The following is a 17,779-nucleotide window of genomic DNA, read 5'->3' on the forward strand; positions in this document are numbered from 1 at the left end:
CCGGCGACGCGCAAGCGTCCCAGACACAGCGCAGCTTACGCCGATTGCGGCAGCTTTGCCTTCAAGTTCTCAAATTCTTTTTCAAAATCCAGCGTCTTGCGTTGCGTGCTCATGGCCATCAAGGCTTCGCTGCCGCCGTCCGCATCCTTGAGCCACACCCACAAGCGGCGCTCGCGGATATAAAACATGGAAAATACGCCGATCACGAGGAACAGGCAACCGAGGTAGACCACACTCTTGCCCGGCGAACGCGTCACCTGCAGCACGGACGCCTTGATTTCCGTGAAGTCGTCCAGTTGCAGATACACGGGCGCGCCATAGAAGAAGCTGTCGGACAGCGCATTCGTGGCCAGTTGCAGGAAGCGGCCGTGCTTGTCATCGGCCTCGATGGCTTTCAAGCCATCCTGGGCGCGCGCCGCCTGCCACAAGTCCCACAGGCTGCCATTCAAGATTTTCATGAAGATATCGGCCGCTTTTTCTTGCTCGGCGGCAGGGATTTTCTCCAGGAAACGCGAAATGGCGAGGAAACCGCCCTCTTGCCCATTGCCAGCAAAGATGCCCAGGCTCTTCGCCGCCGACTCCTGCAGCTGGCTGCGCAAGGCTTCCGCGCCCGCCTGCGGCATGGCGCGCGCCGCATAGCGCGTGGCGGCCTGCTGGCGCAACGCGGGATCTTGCAGCGCGGCACGCAGGCGCATCCATTCGTTCACACTGTAATTGTCATCGGCGGGAATGCGCAGATAGCTGAACGGGTCGCTGGGGTTGACGCGCATGCCGGCCAGGAACACCGTCGTGCCATCGACGGTGACGGGCTGCATGTAGTTCTGGTACTCGCGCGCCTGGCCCGTCTTGTCGCGCAATTTGTATTGCACCGACGGTCCCACGTTCTTGAGATCCTTGTTATTCGCGTTCTTCGCGGCCGAACCGAGGCGCTTGTCCAGGCCGACGGCGAATTTATCGTTAAAACTTTCCGCCTTGCTGACGGCGCGCACATCCTGGCCGGCGCTGAGGTTTTCCACGTTGAAGGGGCGGAAACCGGACCATTCCACCGTGTAGGAATTGCCATCGCTGCGCTCGAGCGGCGTGCTGCCGCCCACTTCGCCACCGATATCGAAACGTTTCGTCGTCTTGCCCGTCATCGGATAACCCGTCAACTTGAGCTTGCTGCCGCCATCCTCAAAACTCGACTGGTACAGGGCCAGGCCCTTGTACAGCAGCGGCTGATTGACTTTAATGGTTGCCGGGAAAGTTTCTCCCGTTGCGTGGTCGGTGATGACGACATCGCTGGCAAACAGCTTGGGCATGCCCGTGCTGTAGAAATCGATGTGGAATTTCTTCAGCAAGATGGTGATCGGCAGATCCTGGATCAGCACGCCATCGGCCTGGGGAATAATGGCCGTGTTGCTCGACGAGCCTTCCGGGATCATGGTATTGCCGCGGAACGTGGGATTCGACAGGCTCAGACGGTGCTGGGCGGGAATGTCGGCGATCACGCCGCTGCCGGAAAACGGCGTCTTGCCAAAGAACCATTGCTGTACGCGGATAGGCATTTCCGAGTCGAGCAAGCCGCCCACGCAGATGATGACGATGGCGCCGTGGGCAAAGATATAGCCCCATTTATTGGCGGCGCCCCGCTTGGCGGCCACCAGGGTGGCATTCTCCTTCTCGACCACCTTGGCGCCGTAGCCGGCGTCTTTCAGGCGCATCACCATCTGCTGCGCCAGCACGGCGCGCGGCAGCGGCGCCTGCCATTCCATCTTGTGGTGGAAATTGCGCAGCGATTGCTCGCGCACATTGTCGCGCCAGCTGCGCATGTCCTTGAGCATCTTCGGCGCATTGCGCACGATGCACAGCGAGGTCGAGGCGACGAGGAAACCCATGATCACGAGGAACCACCAGGCCGAATACACGGAATACAGGCTCAGCTTGTCGAAGACGGCGAACCAGAACGGCCCGAACTGGTTCACATAATTGGGCATGGGCTCGTTTTGCTTGAGCACGGTGCCGATGATGGATGCGACGGCGATCAGCGTCAGCAGGCTGATGGCAAAGCGCATCGACGAGACCAGCTCGACAAATTCAGCCAGGCTGCGGCGTTGGGTCTTTAACTCGATTCCGGTCGTGCCTGTGCTCATACGTGGATACTCATACGGGATATGCAATCTTGAAGAAAAGGTGGCATGGAGCAGATAGTTTCTCCGCGCAAGGCGGCAGCATACTCCTGTTTGGCCCTTGCCATAAAAAAGGGCAGCCTGTTGACACGGCCGCCCTCATTCATGCGCGTTGATGCGCCTGGCAATCTCTTGCCACTATGAAAACTTACTTCAGGCCGGCGATGTAATCGGCCACGGCGGCGATCTCGTCATCCGACATGCGGGCGGCGATCGTGTGCATTTGCGCGCTGTTCTTGCGGGCATCAGCCTTGGTGCTGCGGAACATCGTCAGCTGGGCCACCGTGTAGTCCTGGTGCTGGCCGGCGATGCGCGGATACTGGACGGGAATGCCATTGCCCGTCGCGCCATGACAGCTAGCGCAGGCGGCAACTTGCTTGGAAGCAATGCCACCACGGTAAATTTTCTTGCCCAGGTCGATAGTGTCCTTGTTTTTCGCGGCGCCCGGCTTGGACAGCTGCGCGCCCAGGTAGGCGGCGATATTCTTCTTGTCGGCATCGCTGAGCATCTTCGCGTACGTCGTCATGACGGGCTGGTTGCGCTCCGGCGTGGTGAAGTCGACCAATTGCTTGTAGATATAGCTTTCGTGCTGGCCGGCCAGCTTCGGATTGACCGTGATGGTCGAATTGCCGGCCGCGCCATGGCAGGAGACGCAGGCAGGCAAGCCGCGCGCCGCATCGCCATCGGCGTACAGGGTGGCGCCTTTTGCGGCGTCCGCCTTGACGGCCGGTTTCGGTGCTTCGACCGCGGAAGCAGTTGCCGATACGGCCAGCAAAGCGAGCAGCATGGATTTGATAAACGGTGAAAACGCACGATTCATTCAGGCACCCTGAGACAGTGAGAAATTAGTGGTGGACATTGCCGCGCCCTGTGGATTTTTGCTTTATTTTCAGGACCGCAAGCCGCATCGCTGCTACGCCGGCAACAATAAACAACCCCTTATTGTACAATAGCTTCTTGGCGTTATCGCTCCCTTATCGCTCCCTTTTGTTGCTTTACTATTCCCATGTCAAAACTCTGGCAAGCCCGTTTCTTTACGACCGTCAACCAATTGCGTGACCTGCCCGATACCACGGTGCCGGAAATCGCCTTTGCCGGCCGCTCCAATGCCGGTAAATCGACCGCCATCAACATCCTGTGTAATCAGAAAGGCTTGGCGTTCGCCTCCAAGACACCTGGCCGTACCCAGCACATCAACTACTTCTCCATCGGCGGCGCCCACGTGGCGCAGCACCGCAAGGACGCCACCATCGTCGAAGAGATCGAATGCCTGCTGGTCGACTTGCCGGGCTATGGCTATGCGGAAGTATCGGGCTCGGCGAAATTGCACTGGCAGCGCCTGCTGGGCGACTACGTGCAGCGCCGCGAGCAATTGGCCGGCCTGATCCTGATCATGGATTCGCGCCGTCCGTTCACCGACCTGGACATTCAAATGCTGGAATGGTTCGCGCCGACGGGTAAACCGATCCACTGCATCCTGACCAAAGTCGATAAATTGAACCGCAATGAATCCGTGAATGCCTTGCGCCAGGCGAAAGCCAAGCTCGACAGCTATGTGGATGAAGACGGCGTGGGCTTCCCATTCACCGTGCAACTGTTCTCGGCCTTGAAGCGCGTCGGCATCGACGAAGCCAATGACAAGATCATGGAACTGGCCGGCATCAGCGAAGACGGCGCGGCCCAGATGGTCGAACTGATCGACATGGAAGACGACGTCGAGCCGGAAGCGGGAACCGACAAGCCCGCCTGATTTTCTCCAGCGGCAAACAAAAAGGCTGCCCGTTCACACGGCGCAGCCTTTTTTTTGCCGTCAGCCTGGCTGGCGTCTAGCGCCGTCCCGGGCGCTTCTCGGAAAAGAATTCCTGGCGCAGGAAGGCAGTCAGCTCGGCCGTGTCTTCCACGCGGGCGCTGAGGTTGACGTTACGCCCCAGGCGGCGCGATTCCCACACGAAGTCGCCCGGTTTTTCGGCACGGATCAGCTGGATCATCTTCTTGATGATGGCCGTTTCGATATCGGGCTCATTGCCCAGCTCCACTTTTTCCTGCTTCAGCCAGTTGCGCTTGAAGTTGCCGTTCCAGCCCTTGAACTTGACTTCGGCACTGAAGGAGGTCTGGTTGACGATGGAAAACACGCCGCCCGAATCCTCGCGGTCGCTGCCGGCATTGCGTCCCTGGGCACCGGCGATATTCGCCTTGGCCACGCGCATGGCGCGGTCGTTTTCGCTTTCCTCGGCCGGCGGCGCGGGGTTCTGCGCCTCGCGCTGCTTGCGGCGCTGCTCGATCATCGAACTCATGTCTTCAGCCGGCGGCGGTGGCAACGGCACTTTCGACACCAGCGGCGGCGTGAAGGTTTCCAGTTTCGGCTTGTCGCGCGGCACGTCTTTCGTGACCACGCGCTTGCTCGGCGCCGGTGGCGGTTTCACCTTGGCCACTTTCGTGTCCTTCGGTTTCGGCGTGGGTTTCGGCTGCGGCTTCGGTTGCGGCTTGTCCTTCAGCGGCGCGATGTAGACCATCGCGCTTTCCTTCTTCGGCGGCGGGATCTTTTCAATCGTGTCGCTGCGAAACAATGCATACGCCGCCAGCAGCACGTGCAGCAAGACGGACACGCCAAGCGCCACCTTGCGCGTGGTGCTGGTCTTGGACCCGTAGGCCGGTGGTGACTGGATCACCTGCCCGCAAGTGGGGCAAACATCGGAATCGGCAGCCATCAAATGGGTCGTGTCATGCAAAATGAATCGTGCTTTCTGTGTAGCGAAGAAATAACATTACAGGGCAGCCATAGTGCCAGAGTCCCTTGCTTTTGGGAACACTTCCTCGGCCTTTCCAACCCGAAGCGTACAGGATAGCGACATTCCTTGCAGCGGCAACCAGAGTACCCGAGCGCTCCCTTGACGGTTGTTACCGTATGTATCACCGCCCATACAAAACCGGCGCCGCATTCACGCAGGAACGGGGCGCCGGTGGTGGCCGTGTGGCGGCTCAGGCCTTGTTGTCGAGCGCCACCAGTTGCTCGTCCGTCAACGGGCCCGTGCCGCTGTACTTGTCGAGGAATAAATAGATGACGGGGGTGATGAACAGGGTAATCACTTGCGAAAACAGCAAGCCCCCGACCACGGCCAAGCCCAGCGGCTGGCGCAGCTCGGCGCCGGCGCCCAGGCCCAGGGCGATCGGCAAGGCCCCCATCAAGGCCGCCGCCGACGTCATCATGATGGGACGGAAACGCAGGATGCACGCCTGGCGGATGGCTTCGGGCGGGCTCATGCCTTCATTGCGCTGCGCATGCAGGGCGAAGTCGATCATCATGATGGCGTTTTTCTTGACGATACCGATCAGCATCAAGATGCCGATGATGGCGATCATGGTCAGGTCCATGCCGAACAGGCGCAGGGTCAACAGCGCCCCCACGGCCGCCGACGGCAAGCCGGCCAGGATGGTCAGCGGGTGGATGTAGCTTTCATACAGCACGCCCAGCAGCACATAGATCACGGCCAGCGCGGCGATGATGAGGATGATCTGGCTCGACTGCGAATCCTGGAACACGGCCGCGTCGCCGCCGTAGCGCGTGATGATGGAGGCAGGCAAGCTCATGTCCTTGCCCATCACATCGATCTTGCCCGTGGCGACACCGAGCGGCACGTCCGGCGCCAGGTTGAAGGCGATGGTGACGGCCTGCAACTGCCCCTGGTGATTGACGGAGGTGGGGCCGATCGTGCGTTCCACGTAGGCAATACTCGACAATTTGACCAGCTCGCCCGACTTGCTGCGCACGGACACGCGCGTGAGCGCATCGTCATACTGGCGGTCGGCCGTGGCCGCTTCCAGGATCACGTAATAGCTGGCCGCCGAGGAATAGATGGTCGACACTTGCCGCTCGCCAAAGGCGCTATACAGCGCCGTGCGGATATCGGACATCTGCACACCGAGCAAGTTGGCCTTGTCGCGGTCGATCCGGAGGGACGCCTGCAAGCCCTTGATCTGCGAATCGCTGGTGACGTCGCGGAAGGCGGGATCGGCCCTCATGCCCGCAATAAACTTTTCCGCCCAGTCGTTCAAGGCGTCGGGACTGACGCTTTGCAAGGTGTACTGGTAGCGGCTCTTGCTCTGGCGTCCGCCCAGCTGCAAGTTCTGTACGGGGCGGAAATACACGGCCATGCCGGGCACGGCGCTCGTCGCGCGGCGCAGGTTTTCCAGCACCACGGGCATTTTCGGCCGTTCGCCGCGCGGTTTCAAGACCATGAACATGCGGCCCGTGTTGCCGCCGCCGACGAACGAGGTCACGTCCTGGACGCTGGGATCCGCCTTGAGCACGGCCGCCACGCGGGATTGCAAGTCTTGCAGCGCCGCCGAGGAAATGTCTTCCGACGCTTCCGTATTCACCTGGATCTGGCCCAGGTCTTCCTCGGGGAAGAAACCTTTCGGTATCGTGGCGTACAACAGCACCGTCAGCGCGAAGGTGCACACGGCGATGCATAGCACCACGTTGCGGTGCGCCAGGGCCTTGTCGAGCAGATGCACATAACCATTGCGCAATTTCGTGAAACCCGCCTCGAAATGGCGGCCGATGAAGGTTTTCTCGCCATGCGTGGGGTCACTGTCATTGTGTTCGCGCGAATCGGCCGGCAGGAAACGGCTGGCCAGCATCGGCACCAAGGTCAGCGACACGATGGCCGAGACGAGGATGGACAGCGAGACGACGACGGCAAATTCGTGGAACAGCAAGCCGATCACGCCCGGCATGAAGAAGATGGGAATGAACACGGCCACCAGCGAGACGGAAATCGAGATGATGGTAAAACCCATCTCCTTGGCGCCCACCAGGGCCGCCTGGATCGGCTTCTTGCCCATCTCGATATGGCGCACGATGTTTTCCAGCACCACGATGGCATCGTCGACGACGAGGCCCACGGCCAGGGTAATGCCCAGCAGCGACACGTTGTCGAGGCTATAGCCGAGCCAGTACAGCAGGGCCAGCGCGCCGAGCAGCGAGATCGGCATGGTGACGGCCGGAATGAAGGTGGCCGCCGCGCGGTGCAGGAACAGGAAGATCACCAGCACCACGAGGATCACCGTCAGGGCCAGGGTCAGGTTGACGTCGTGGATCGCTTCGCGGATCGAGACGGAACGGTCATTGACCAGGCTGATCTGGATGGAAGCGGGCAATTGGGCCTTGAAACCCGGCAAGAGTTTGCGCACGGCATCGACCACTTGCACCGTGTTCGCATCCGGTTGGCGCTGCACCAGCAAGGTGATCGAGCGCTCACCATTGAAACTGCCGGCAGTCTTGGTCGACTGGAAACTGTCTTCCACCTCGGCCACTTCCTTCAGCCGGACGGGCTGGCCATTGCGGGTGGCAACGATGAGTTCGGCAAAATCGGCCGCTTTCATCATTTGCGGGTTGCCCTGGATGGTCAGGGTCTGGCTGGGGCCGTCAAGGATGCCCAGCGGCGAATTCGTGTTCGACGCGCGCAGGGCCGCGGCCAGTTCGTCCATCGTCAGGTTGCGCGCGTTCAACAGGTCGGCACGGGCGCGCACGCGCACGGCGAAGCGCTTCTGGCCATTCACGCTGACCTGGGCCACGCCAGGCAAGGTCGACAGGCTGGGCGCGATCAGGTTTTCCGCATAATCATTGAGATCCGACAAATTCAGCGAAGGCGACGTCATCTGGATGAACAGCACGGGCGCATCGGCCGGATTGACCTTGCGGTAGGATGGCAAGTCCGTCATTTCCGTCGGCAACTGGCGCTGCGCGCGCAGCAGGGCCGCCTGCACGTCCACGGCCGCCTCGTTGACATTGATGCTGGCGTCAAATTCCAGGGTCAGCGAGGTGTTGCCCAGGGTACTCGTGGAGGTGATCAGGCTCAGGCCGGCGATGGTGGAAAACTGCTTTTCCAGCGGCAAGGCTACCGAGGACGCCATGGTGTCGGGGCTGGCGCCGGCCAGGTCGGCGCTGACGTTGATGACGGGCGTGTTATAACTCGGCAAGGCGGCCACGGGAATATGGCCATACGCCAGCACGCCGGCCAGGATGATGGAGAGGGACAGCAGCACCACCATGACGGGGCGGCGGATGCTCAGTTCGGACAGACTCATGCTGGCTTGCCCTGCGCTGCGGCGGCGCCGTCGGCGGCCTTGTGTTTTTCCGCCAGGCGCACCTTGCCGCCCGGACGCAGATTCTGCTTGCCATCGACGATGATTTTCTCGTCACCGCTCAATCCGGTCACGACGGCATTCGGGCCAAACGCATACACGCGGGCAATCTTGCGTACCTTGGCCGTATTATCGGGCTCCATCGAATACACGAAGACGCCCGTGGTATTGGTGATGATGGCGTTTTGCGGGATCACCAGCGCATCCTTGAGGGTGCGCACGGTCAGCTGCGTGTTGACGTACTGGCCAGGCCACAGGTCGGTACCGCCATTATTGAAGCGCGCCTTGACCTTGATCACACCCGTCGCGGGATCGACGGCATTGTCGATGAAACTGAGTTTGCCATCGAGTTGCTTGCCGCCCGCATCGGACAACAGCGCCGTGACGGGCACCTCACCCGCCTTCTGCGCCGCCAGCAAGCCCGACAAGCTGCTTTCCGGCAAGGTGAACGCCACGTCAATCGGGTCGAGCTGGGTGATGCTGGTGAGCGACGTCGTCGGCTGCACCAGGCTGCCCGCGTAGACATTGATGGCGCCCACCCTGCCCGCCTGGGGCGCGCGCAGGACAGTGTAGCTGGAATCGACCTGGGCGGCGCGCAAGGCGGCCTGGTCGGCGGCCAGCAAGGCACGTGCCACGTCGAGCTGGCTTTGCAGGGTATCGACGGCGCCCTGGGCGATGAAGTTCTTGCTCAGCAAATCCTGGTTGCGCTTGAGCTGGCGCTCGAAATCCTGCACCGAGGCGCGGTCGCGCAAGACCTGCGCCTGCGCCTTGTCGACATTCGCGTGCTCGCTGCGCGCATCGAGCGTAAACATCAACTCGCCCTGCTTGACGAACTGCCCTTCGCGGATGTGCACCTTGGTAATCGTGCTGGTCGTCTGCGGGTGCAAATCGACACTGCTGATCGGCGTCACGCTGCCATTGGCCTGCAGCACCATCGGCACATCCTGGCGCAGCGGCGCGATCACGCTCACCGTCGTCGGCGCTTGTCCGCCCTTGCTCCCCTTGCCATCCTGCCCGCCGGTCGCCGCGCCGGACGGATGATTGAAATACCAGATGCCGCCACCGATACACAGGGCCGCACCCACGAGGATTGCCAGGCTAGTCTTTTTCATTGTTCTGTCACGCTGTTGCAGCGCAGGGCTGCAGGTTGAATGTAGTTGCCGGGGGGGCAAAAGCACAATATTGTCGCATGGAAATGCTTACTTTCCAGCGTAATACTCTGGCACGATCAGAGTGACTTCCAGTCCACCGTCGACATGATTGAGCAGTGAAACCGTGGCGCCATGCTGCTCGGCGATATTGCGCGCGATGGTCAATCCCAGGCCCGTGCCACCCGATTCGCGCGAACGCGAGGTCTCGATGCGGTAAAACGGTTCGAACACCTTGGCAAGCTGATCTGGCGCAATACCGGGACCGCCGTCGCGGATGCGGATGCGCGCGGCGCCCGCGATGCGTTCGACGGTGACCTGCGCATACAGGCCATATTTGACGGCATTGTCGATCAGGTTCACCAGGCAGCGCCGCATGGCGATCGGGCGCGCCATCAAGGCCATGTCCGCCTGTCCAGCGAGGGTGACTTTCTGGCCGGCATCGGCCGCGTCGGAGCAGACGCTGTCGAGCAGGGAATCGAGGTCGAGCGCCTGCATCGCTTCCGTGCTATCCATCGAGCGGGCCAGGTCCAGTCCTTCCTTGACCATGCTTTGCATGGCCGACAGGTCGCCCACCAGGCGGTCATACAATTCCGTATCCGCCACTTTTTCCAGGCGCAGGCGCAAGCGCGTCAGCGGCGTCTGCAAGTCGTGCGTGATGGCCGCCAGCATTTGCGTGCGCTGGGAAATATGCTGGCGGATGCGCGCCTGCATGGCATTGAAGGCGGCGCTGGCCTGGCGAATCTCGCTGGCGCCCGACAGGGTCAGCGGCGGATGGTTGATGTCGTTGCCCAGGTCTTTCGCCGCCTGCGCCAGCTGCTTGAGCGGGCGCATGGTCATGCGCGTGACCAGGTAGGCGAGGATGGCGATGCTGATCAGGAAAGGCAGCAAGGTCATCCAGTCGTTATGTTCGTTGAACGGCGGCTGCTGGCGCGGCGGCAAGACCATCAGACGCAGCACGTGGCCATCCTGCATGCGCACGTCGAGGTTTTCGCAGGTGCCGCCCCATGGCTTGGCCGCAAACATGCCCGGCGTCTGGCGCGGCTTGACACAGGCGGCCGGGCGTTCGGCCAGCGCGCTGACCTTGAAGCCCTCGCCCAGCTTGGCTTGCAGCGCGGTGGAAAATTCCGTCGGCGCGCCGGGCGTGTGTTCCGTATCAGGCCGCAATTCCAGGCGCACGCTGCCCTTGTTGGCGACCTTCAGGTAGGCGGCGCGCGAGGCCAGCGGCACCACGTCGGCCGCCATCACCAGCTGCTCGGCCCGCTCCACGGCGTGGTAGTCGCGGTATTGCTCGATGGCGCGCTGACGTTCGCCCACGGCCAGCCACTGCGTCAGCGCGGCCGAAGCGACGATGCCGATCAGCAGGAACATGAAGACGCGGCCCGTCATCGACCCGAGGAAGGCCTTCACGCGTGCGGCTCCACATTGACCTGGCCGGCCAGCACATAGCCGCCGTTGCGCACGGTCTTGATGATTTGCGGCAAGCGGGCATCCTCGCCGAGCTTTTGCCGCAGGCGGCTGATCTGGATATCGATCGAGCGGTCGAACGGATCGGCGTCGCGGCCTTGCGTCAGGTTCAGCAGCTGGTCGCGGTTGAGCACGCGGTTCGGGTGTTCCAGGAACACGCGCAACAAGCGGAATTCCGCGCCCGACAGCATGATCACCAGGCCGCTGGGATTGAGCAGGTGGCGCGCCGTCAAGTCCAGGGTCCAGCCGGAAAAGCGGATTTGTTGCGCCTTGTCCGAGGGCACGTTCGACGGCATGGCATGGCTGCGACGCAGCACGCTGCGTATGCGCGCCAGCAATTCACGCGGCTCGAACGGTTTCGGCAAATAATCGTCGGCGCCCATTTCCAGACCCAGGATGCGGTCCAGCGGCTCATTGCGCGCCGTCAACATGATCACCGGCACGGTCGACTGCGCACGCAGCTTGCGGCACAGGGTCAGGCCGTCGTCGCCGGGCAGGTTCAAGTCGAGCACGATCAAGTCGGGCCGCGTTTCATCGAGGATTTTCCACATGGCCGTGCCATCTGCCGCGCCCAGGGTGCGGTAGGCGTTCGTTTCCAGGTAGTCCGCCAGCAAACTGCGGATATCGCGGTCGTCGTCGACGATGAGAATTGTAGAAGTGGGTTCCATGGTACGAATTATCCCCACTTCCCCCGCCCTTGCACAACGCATTTGTATCGTCTTGTATATAGAAGACCCGAAGAAACATATAGATACAAACTGTCTGGCAGCGGACACTTCGGGGAAACATGGCGCGTCCACCATGGATTCATGTGCAGCAACATGCACACCTCTCATTTTTACAAAGGAATCCAGATGAACGCCTCAATGAAGACTTTACGCAAAAACTTGATCATCGCCATGAGCGTACTCGGCATGGGTGCGGCATCGCTGACCGTCCACGCCCAGGAAGCGGCCGCCAGCGCGCCTGCCGCCAGCACCAAGATGCAACATGAAGGCCACCGCGGTGGCAACCCGGCCGAGCGCATGGCCAAGTACCAGGCGCGCCTGCACGACAAGCTGAAGCTGACGGCCGCGCAGGAACCGGCCTGGGCCACGTTCACGGCGGCCAACGCGCCGAAAAAACCGATGGGCGACTGGAAAGCCAAGCACGAAGCGATGGCCAAGCTGTCGGCGCCGGAACGCATGGAGCAATGGATCGCCATGTCGAAGGAACGCATCGCGGACCAGGAAAGCCGTCTGGCTTCGTTGAAAACCTTCTACGCCGTGCTGACGCCGGAGCAAAAGAAAGTGTTTGACGACAGCGTGCCTGGCGGCAAGCACGGCGGCCACCGCGGTGGTCACCATGGCATGCAGCAGCATCCCAAAGCCGGTTAAGTTGTCTCGGGCGTAAAGACAGAAAAAGCCTGCAATGCAGGCTTTTTCTTATTGGCGAGACAAGTAACCGCTTACTGTCCGTCGAGCTTGCGCAACGATGCCAGGAAGGTGGCGGCATTCTGGAAGCCGATCACGCGCGACTGGGCAATTTCCTGCCCCTGCGGGTTGAACATGATGATGCCCGGCGGACCGAACAGCTGGAAGCGTTTCAGCATGGCCTTGTCGTCCGCGTCATTGGCCGTCACGTCCACCTGCAGCAGCACGGCTTGCCCCATCTTCTCGCGCACGGCGGGATCGACAAAGGTCAGCTTTTCCATCTCGATGCACGACACGCACCAGTCCGCATAAAAGTCCAGCAGGGCCGGCTTGCCATTCAACTGCGCCAGCGCCGCATCGAGTTGCGCCACGGTTTTTACGCGCGTAAACGGCTGCGCGTGCACTTGACCGCCACCGAGGTGCGCCAGCGGCGCCAGCGGGTCGCGGCCACCGCTGGCCACACCGACCAGTTGCATCGCACCCAGCACGGCAAACACGAGGCCGAAGGCCTTGGGGATCCAGGCGTTCTGCGCGCCGCTCTTGCCCACCAGCAGATACATGCCATAGCCGACGAACAAGACCGTCCAGCCCAGCATCTGCACCGCGCCCGGCAGCACGGGCGAAACCAGCCACCAGGCCACGCCCAGCTGCAGCACGCCAAAGAAGCGCTTGACGGCATCCATCCAGGCGCCGGCGCGCGGCAGCAAGGTGCCGGCCGAGACGCCCACCAGCAGCAGCGGCACGCTCATGCCCACGGCCATGGCGAACAGGGCGCTGCCGCCGATGACGACGTCGCGCGTCTGGCTGATGTACAACAAGGCGCCGGCCAGCGGCGCGGCCACGCATGGCCCCACGATCAGGGCGGAAATGGCGCCCATGACGAACACGCCCGCCAGGCGGCCCGACGATTGCTGATTCGATACGGACGTCAGCTTGCCTTGCAGGAAAGCCGGCACTTGCAATTCATAGAAACCGAACATCGACAGCGCCAGGCCCGCCATCAGCAAGGCAAAGAAGCCCAGCACCCACGGGTTTTGCAGCTGGGCCGCCAGCCCTTCGCCCGCCAGGCCGGCCGCCACGCCCAGCGCCGTGTAGACGATGGCCATGCCCAGCGCGTAGGTCAGCGACAGCAGCAAGCCGCGCGAGCGGCTGACCTTGGCACCATCGCCGATGATGATCGACGACAAAATCGGCACCATCGGCAGCACGCACGGCGTAAATGCCAGTCCCAGGCCCAGCAGCATGAACAGCGGCACGATGACGAGCAGCTTGCCGCCCTTCAAGGCCGCTTCGATCTTGCCCATCTCGCTTTGCGCGGGCGCAGAGCTTGCCGCCACGGGTGCCGCAGCCACCGGCTCGGGCGTGCTGGTGATATCGGCCTGGGGAATGCTCAGCACGGACACGCCAGGCGACGCCTGCGCCTGCGGACCGTTGACGGCCGCCGTGTCGACTGCGGGCGCCGCCGGCAGGGCGAATTTCGACGGCAGGCCGGCGCCCGGTGCCGTGCTCTGGCCGCCGCCACCGCCCACCAGCTGGGCCGTCGCATCCTGCGGCGCATAGCACAGGCCCTTGTCGGAGCAGCCCTGTCCCGTCGCCTTCAGGGTGAACGCGCCGGCCGCCTCCACGGGAATCGTGATGGTCAGCGTCTTGCGGAAGGTTTCCACGTTCTTCTGGAAGGTGTCGTCAAACTTGACCTTGCCAGCCGGATAAACGGGCGTGCCCAGCTTGGCGCCCACGGCCTCGAACTTGAAGCGCTCGTGGTACATATAGTAGCCGTCGGCGATCACGTAGGTGACGGCGATGGTGGACGGGTCCTGCATGCGCGCGGAAAATTTGAACGCCAGTTCAGGATCGAGGAATTCATCGTCGGCGCGGGCATGATGGCTGCCAAAGACGGCCATGGCCAGCAGAAAACAGGTGGCAAACCAGATCAGCAGTGAATGCAGTGGGGCGGCGCGCGCGGTGGCGCTGGAGGGGAAACGGGACATGAACTACCTTTTCGACCATTCGACAGAGGACGCGCGGAGCAGGCAGCGCTTGTGCCGGGCCGGCGCGAAAGAAGAATAGTACACCGCTGAAAGGATAGCTGCAGCAGAAAACAAAAAAGCCAGGCTAGGCCTGGCTTTCTTAGATGCAATTACTGGGATTACTCGCCAGCAACTTCAACTGCTTCGGTCGTATCTGGACGATCCATCAGTTCAACGAACGCCATAGGAGCGTTATCGCCGACGCGGAAACCCATTTTCAGGATACGTACATAACCACCGTTACGGTTGGCGAAACGTGGGCCCAGTTCAGCGAACAGTTTGACGACCATTTCACGGTCGCGCAGGCGGTTGAAGGCCAGACGCTTGTTTGCCAGGGAGTCGGTTTTGCCCAGGGTCAGAATTGGCTCGACAACGCGGCGCAGTTCTTTTGCTTTTGGCAGGGTGGTTTTGATCGCTTCGTGACGCAGCAGCGATACTGTCATGTTGCGCAGCATTGCCAGACGGTGGGACGAGGTACGATTCAGTTTACGGAGGCCGTGACCGTGACGCATGATAAATCCTTTCGGTGAGTGTTTAAATTCCAGCTCTTCGATCAATGAGGCAGAAGCTTCATCGCGGGCCGGTTTGGTGCTACAAAATAAAAGCCTGGGACACCTGTCCCAGGCAGTTTGCTACAACTACGAATTACTTTTCCAGACCGGCAGGCGGCCAGTTTTCCAGCTTCATGCCCAAGGTCAAGCCGCGCGATGCCAGCACTTCCTTGATTTCGTTCAGGGATTTGCGGCCCAGGTTTGGCGTTTTCAACAGTTCGTTTTCCGAACGTTGGATCAGGTCGCCGATGTAGTAGATGTTTTCCGCTTTCAGGCAGTTCGCCGAACGCACGGTCAACTCCAGGTCGTCGACTGGACGCAACAGGATAGGATCGACCAGCGGAGCGCGCGATGGCGCTTCGGCGGCAGCTTCCGTGCCTTCCAGGGCGGCGAACACATTCAACTGGTCCACCAGGACGCGGGCCGACTGGCGGATCGCTTCTTCCGGCGAGATCACGCCGTTGGTTTCGATGTTGATGATCAGCTTGTCCAGGTCGGTACGCTGTTCGACGCGAGCCGATTCAACGAAGTACGATACACGGCGCACTGGCGAGAACGACGCATCGAGAATGATGCGGCCGATGGTCTTGTTCGTGTCTTCCGACAGGCGACGCACGTTACCAGGAACGTAGCCGCGGCCTTTTTCAACCTTGATCTGCATGTCCAGCTTGCCACCGGCGGTCAGGTGGGCGATCACGTGGTCAGGGTTGATCAGTTCGACGTCATGCGGCAGGTCGATGTCGGAGGCCAGGATCGCGCCTTCGCCTTCTTTTTTCAGGGTCAGGGTTACCGAATCGCGGTTGTGGACTTTGAAAACCACACCCTTCAAGTTCAGCAACAGATCGACGACGTCTTCTTGCACGCCATCGAGGGAGGAATATTCGTGGACGACGCCAGCGATCGTCACTTCGGTCGGCGCGTAGCCCACCATCGACGACAGCAGAACGCGGCGCAACGCGTTACCCAATGTGTGGCCATAGCCGCGCTCGAACGGTTCCATCACGACCTTGGCGTGACCTGCACCGAGAGCTTCAACATCGATAATACGTGGCTTCAACAAACTGTTTTGCATGAAATGTCCTTTTCAATACCCTCGGCTCATTACACCGATAAGGCTGATGGCATTAGTGAAACGCCCACTTTACAAATTGCAAAGTGGGCGGGAATCTTGCTACTGACTACTATTAACGCGAGTACAGCTCGACGATCAGCGATTCGTTGACGTCGTTAGCGATTTCGTTACGCTCTGGCAGGGACTTGAAGGTACCTTCCATTTTCTTGGCATCAACCGAAACCCAGCTAGGCATGCCAACTTGTTCAGCCAGCGACAGTGCTTCAACGATACGCACTTGCTTTTTCGATTTTTCACGAACAGCGATGATGTCGCCAACTTTGACCGCGTACGAAGCGATGTTCACAACGATACCGTTCACGGTGAACGCTTTGTGGCTGACCAATTGACGCGCTTCAGCGCGGGTCGAGCCAAAGCCCATGCGGTAGCAAACGTTGTCCAGACGCGTTTCCAGCAACTTCAACAGCGTTTCGCCGGTGTTGCCTTTACGACGGTCTGCTTCAGCGAAGTAGCGGCGGAATTGACGTTCCAGCACGCCGTACATGCGCTTGACTTTTTGCTTTTCGCGCAGTTGGTTACCGTAGTCCGAGGTGCGGGCGCCGGATTTGACACCGTGCTGGCCTGGCTTGACGTCCAGTTTGCACTTGCTGTCCAGCGAGCGACGTGCGCTCTTCAGGAACAGGTCTGTACCTTCACGGCGGGAAAGTTTTGCTTTAGGTCCGATATAACGTGCCACGATACTTCCTTTTTTTAAATGATAACGCCCCAGCCACATGCATGATCAAACACACTGATGCGGTTAGGCGCTAGTCTGATTTGGTTTCAATCAGACGGTGGCTGAAAACGAAAAACCCGTCAAACAGAATTTGACAGGCAAGAACAGCCGGGCAGTATAACCGTTTCCGGCTCCCTGCTCCAGCGTTTTCACACAACTGTACTGAGTTACAACAGACAGCAAAGCAGCTGGCGCCGAAGCGCCCTCTGCAACACTATCTTAGATACGACGACGTTTCGGTGGACGGCAACCGTTGTGCGGTACCGGCGTCACGTCCTGGATCTCGGTGATCTTGATGCCCAGGTTGTTCAGCGCGCGAACGGCGGATTCACGACCAGGACCTGGGCCCTTGATACGTACTTCCAGGTTCTTTACGCCACACTCAACAGCCACTTTACCAGCGGCTTCCGCGGCGACCTGCGCTGCGAATGGGGTCGATTTACGCGAACCCTTGAAGCCTGCACCGCCGGAGGTAGCCCACGACAAGGCATTGCCTTGACGATCGGTGATGGTAATGATGGTGTTATTGAACGAAGCGTGGACATGTGCGATGCCTTCAGCGACGTTCTTTTTAACTTTTTTACGCACGCGTGCTGATGCGGCGTTATTTTGCGACTTAGCCATAATTATTCCCTAGCGGATTATTTTTTCAGCGATTGAGCGGCTTTACGCGGTCCCTTGCGGGTACGTGCGTTCGTACGCGTACGCTGGCCACGGCAAGGCAGACCCTTACGATGACGCATGCCGCGGTAGCAACCCAGATCCATCAAACGCTTGATGTTCATGGACAGTTCACGACGCAGATCGCCTTCGACGATGAATTTACCTACTTCATCGCGCAGTTTTTCCAGTTCGCTGTCATCCAGATCTTTGATCTTTTTGTTGGTTGCTACACCGGTCGATGCACAGATTTTCTCTGCGCGTGGACGGCCCACACCGTAGATGGCCGTCAGGCCGATAACGGTATGCTGATGATTTGGGATATTAACCCCTGCAATACGTGCCATTTGTT

At 60.5% G+C, this 17,779-nt stretch carries 15 protein-coding genes; 2 read left to right on the top strand and 13 right to left on the bottom strand.

The window, feature by feature from the left end; genetic code table 11:
• Nucleotides 1-35: 35 nt before the first annotated feature.
• Both GCN78_RS14300 and GCN78_RS14305 read right to left on the bottom strand, forming a co-directional pair.
• Nucleotides 36-2,132, bottom strand: coding sequence for a cytochrome c biogenesis protein ResB (locus GCN78_RS14300; RefSeq protein ID WP_152252302.1), 2,097 nt, complete (start codon nt 2,130-2,132; stop codon nt 36-38).
• 184 nt (nt 2,133-2,316) lie between these two features.
• Nucleotides 2,317-2,988, bottom strand: a complete 672-nt coding sequence (locus GCN78_RS14305; RefSeq protein WP_152252303.1) for a c-type cytochrome — start codon at nt 2,986-2,988, stop codon at nt 2,317-2,319.
• A 186-nt stretch (nt 2,989-3,174) separates the two neighbouring features.
• Between GCN78_RS14305 and yihA the strand changes: the two genes are divergently transcribed.
• Nucleotides 3,175-3,918, top strand: coding sequence for a ribosome biogenesis GTP-binding protein YihA/YsxC (gene yihA, locus GCN78_RS14310; protein WP_034778293.1), 744 nt, complete (start codon nt 3,175-3,177; stop codon nt 3,916-3,918).
• A gap of 76 nt (nt 3,919-3,994) precedes the next feature.
• On the opposite strand, the gene GCN78_RS14315 is transcribed toward yihA, so the two are convergent.
• From GCN78_RS14315 to GCN78_RS14335, 5 genes are all read right to left on the bottom strand, one after another.
• Nucleotides 3,995-4,876 (bottom strand): hypothetical protein, encoded by an 882-nt coding sequence (locus GCN78_RS14315; protein WP_226939639.1) that lies wholly within the window; start codon nt 4,874-4,876, stop codon nt 3,995-3,997.
• Between the two features lie 271 nt (nt 4,877-5,147).
• Nucleotides 5,148-8,258 carry an efflux RND transporter permease subunit gene (locus GCN78_RS14320; RefSeq protein WP_152252304.1) on the bottom strand — a complete coding sequence of 1,037 codons (3,111 nt, stop codon included), beginning with the start codon at nt 8,256-8,258 and terminating at the stop codon, nt 5,148-5,150.
• On the bottom strand, nt 8,255-9,427 hold the full coding sequence (locus GCN78_RS14325; RefSeq protein WP_152252305.1) for an efflux RND transporter periplasmic adaptor subunit: 1,173 nt from the start codon (nt 9,425-9,427) through the stop codon (nt 8,255-8,257). The genes GCN78_RS14320 and GCN78_RS14325 overlap by 4 nt, the downstream gene beginning before the upstream one ends.
• Before the next feature lie 87 nt (nt 9,428-9,514).
• Nucleotides 9,515-10,873, bottom strand: a complete 1,359-nt coding sequence (locus GCN78_RS14330) for an ATP-binding protein (protein ID WP_152252306.1) — start codon at nt 10,871-10,873, stop codon at nt 9,515-9,517.
• Nucleotides 10,870-11,598: a response regulator gene (locus GCN78_RS14335; RefSeq protein WP_034753223.1), complete on the bottom strand. Its 729-nt coding sequence runs from the start codon at nt 11,596-11,598 to the stop codon at nt 10,870-10,872. The genes GCN78_RS14330 and GCN78_RS14335 overlap by 4 nt, the downstream gene beginning before the upstream one ends.
• A 198-nt stretch (nt 11,599-11,796) precedes the next feature.
• On the opposite strand from GCN78_RS14335, the gene GCN78_RS14340 reads away from it, so the two are divergent.
• Nucleotides 11,797-12,306 (top strand): Spy/CpxP family protein refolding chaperone, encoded by a 510-nt coding sequence (locus GCN78_RS14340; protein WP_193316736.1) that lies wholly within the window; start codon nt 11,797-11,799, stop codon nt 12,304-12,306.
• A 71-nt stretch (nt 12,307-12,377) separates the two neighbouring features.
• On the opposite strand, the gene dsbD is transcribed toward GCN78_RS14340, so the two are convergent.
• The 6 genes from dsbD to rpsM all read right to left on the bottom strand — a co-directional run bounded on the left by dsbD (nt 12,378) and on the right by rpsM (nt 17,774).
• On the bottom strand, nt 12,378-14,330 hold the full coding sequence (gene dsbD / locus GCN78_RS14345) for a protein-disulfide reductase DsbD (RefSeq protein WP_152252308.1): 1,953 nt from the start codon (nt 14,328-14,330) through the stop codon (nt 12,378-12,380).
• Between the two features lie 158 nt (nt 14,331-14,488).
• A complete protein-coding gene (rplQ, locus tag GCN78_RS14350) occupies nt 14,489-14,881 on the bottom strand; it encodes a 50S ribosomal protein L17 (RefSeq protein ID WP_034753219.1) in 393 nt (130 codons plus the stop codon).
• 133 nt (nt 14,882-15,014) lie between these two features.
• Entirely contained in the window at nt 15,015-15,992 is a 978-nt protein-coding gene (locus GCN78_RS14355) for a DNA-directed RNA polymerase subunit alpha (RefSeq protein WP_008444343.1), read from the bottom strand.
• Between the two features lie 112 nt (nt 15,993-16,104).
• On the bottom strand, nt 16,105-16,728 hold the full coding sequence (gene rpsD / locus GCN78_RS14360; protein WP_071325659.1) for a 30S ribosomal protein S4: 624 nt from the start codon (nt 16,726-16,728) through the stop codon (nt 16,105-16,107).
• A gap of 258 nt (nt 16,729-16,986) precedes the next feature.
• Nucleotides 16,987-17,391: a 30S ribosomal protein S11 gene (rpsK, locus tag GCN78_RS14365; protein ID WP_010394475.1), complete on the bottom strand. Its 405-nt coding sequence runs from the start codon at nt 17,389-17,391 to the stop codon at nt 16,987-16,989.
• Between the two features lie 17 nt (nt 17,392-17,408).
• On the bottom strand, nt 17,409-17,774 hold the full coding sequence (rpsM, locus tag GCN78_RS14370; RefSeq protein WP_046681666.1) for a 30S ribosomal protein S13: 366 nt from the start codon (nt 17,772-17,774) through the stop codon (nt 17,409-17,411).
• Nucleotides 17,775-17,779 lie beyond the last annotated feature (5 nt).

Source organism: Janthinobacterium rivuli, assembly GCF_009208735.1.
Classification (GTDB): domain Bacteria; phylum Pseudomonadota; class Gammaproteobacteria; order Burkholderiales; family Burkholderiaceae_D; genus Janthinobacterium.

Excerpts from the sequence above, each read along its gene's own strand:
- GCN78_RS14300 (WP_152252302.1), bottom strand. The coding sequence starts at position 2,132 with ATGAGCACAGGCACGACCGGAATCGAGTTAAAGACCCAACGCCGCAGC.
- GCN78_RS14305 (WP_152252303.1), bottom strand. The coding sequence starts at position 2,988 with ATGAATCGTGCGTTTTCACCGTTTATCAAATCCATGCTGCTCGCTTTG.
- yihA (WP_034778293.1), top strand. The coding sequence starts at position 3,175 with ATGTCAAAACTCTGGCAAGCCCGTTTCTTTACGACCGTCAACCAATTG.
- GCN78_RS14315 (WP_226939639.1), bottom strand. The coding sequence starts at position 4,876 with ATGGCTGCCGATTCCGATGTTTGCCCCACTTGCGGGCAGGTGATCCAG.
- GCN78_RS14320 (WP_152252304.1), bottom strand. The coding sequence starts at position 8,258 with ATGAGTCTGTCCGAACTGAGCATCCGCCGCCCCGTCATGGTGGTGCTG.
- GCN78_RS14325 (WP_152252305.1), bottom strand. The coding sequence starts at position 9,427 with ATGAAAAAGACTAGCCTGGCAATCCTCGTGGGTGCGGCCCTGTGTATC.
- GCN78_RS14335 (WP_034753223.1), bottom strand. The coding sequence starts at position 11,598 with ATGGAACCCACTTCTACAATTCTCATCGTCGACGACGACCGCGATATC.
- GCN78_RS14340 (WP_193316736.1), top strand. The coding sequence starts at position 11,797 with ATGAAGACTTTACGCAAAAACTTGATCATCGCCATGAGCGTACTCGGC.
- dsbD (WP_152252308.1), bottom strand. The coding sequence starts at position 14,330 with ATGTCCCGTTTCCCCTCCAGCGCCACCGCGCGCGCCGCCCCACTGCAT.
- rplQ (WP_034753219.1), bottom strand. The coding sequence starts at position 14,881 with ATGCGTCACGGTCACGGCCTCCGTAAACTGAATCGTACCTCGTCCCAC.
- GCN78_RS14355 (WP_008444343.1), bottom strand. The coding sequence starts at position 15,992 with ATGCAAAACAGTTTGTTGAAGCCACGTATTATCGATGTTGAAGCTCTC.
- rpsK (WP_010394475.1), bottom strand. The coding sequence starts at position 17,391 with ATGGCTAAGTCGCAAAATAACGCCGCATCAGCACGCGTGCGTAAAAAA.
- rpsM (WP_046681666.1), bottom strand. The coding sequence starts at position 17,774 with ATGGCACGTATTGCAGGGGTTAATATCCCAAATCATCAGCATACCGTT.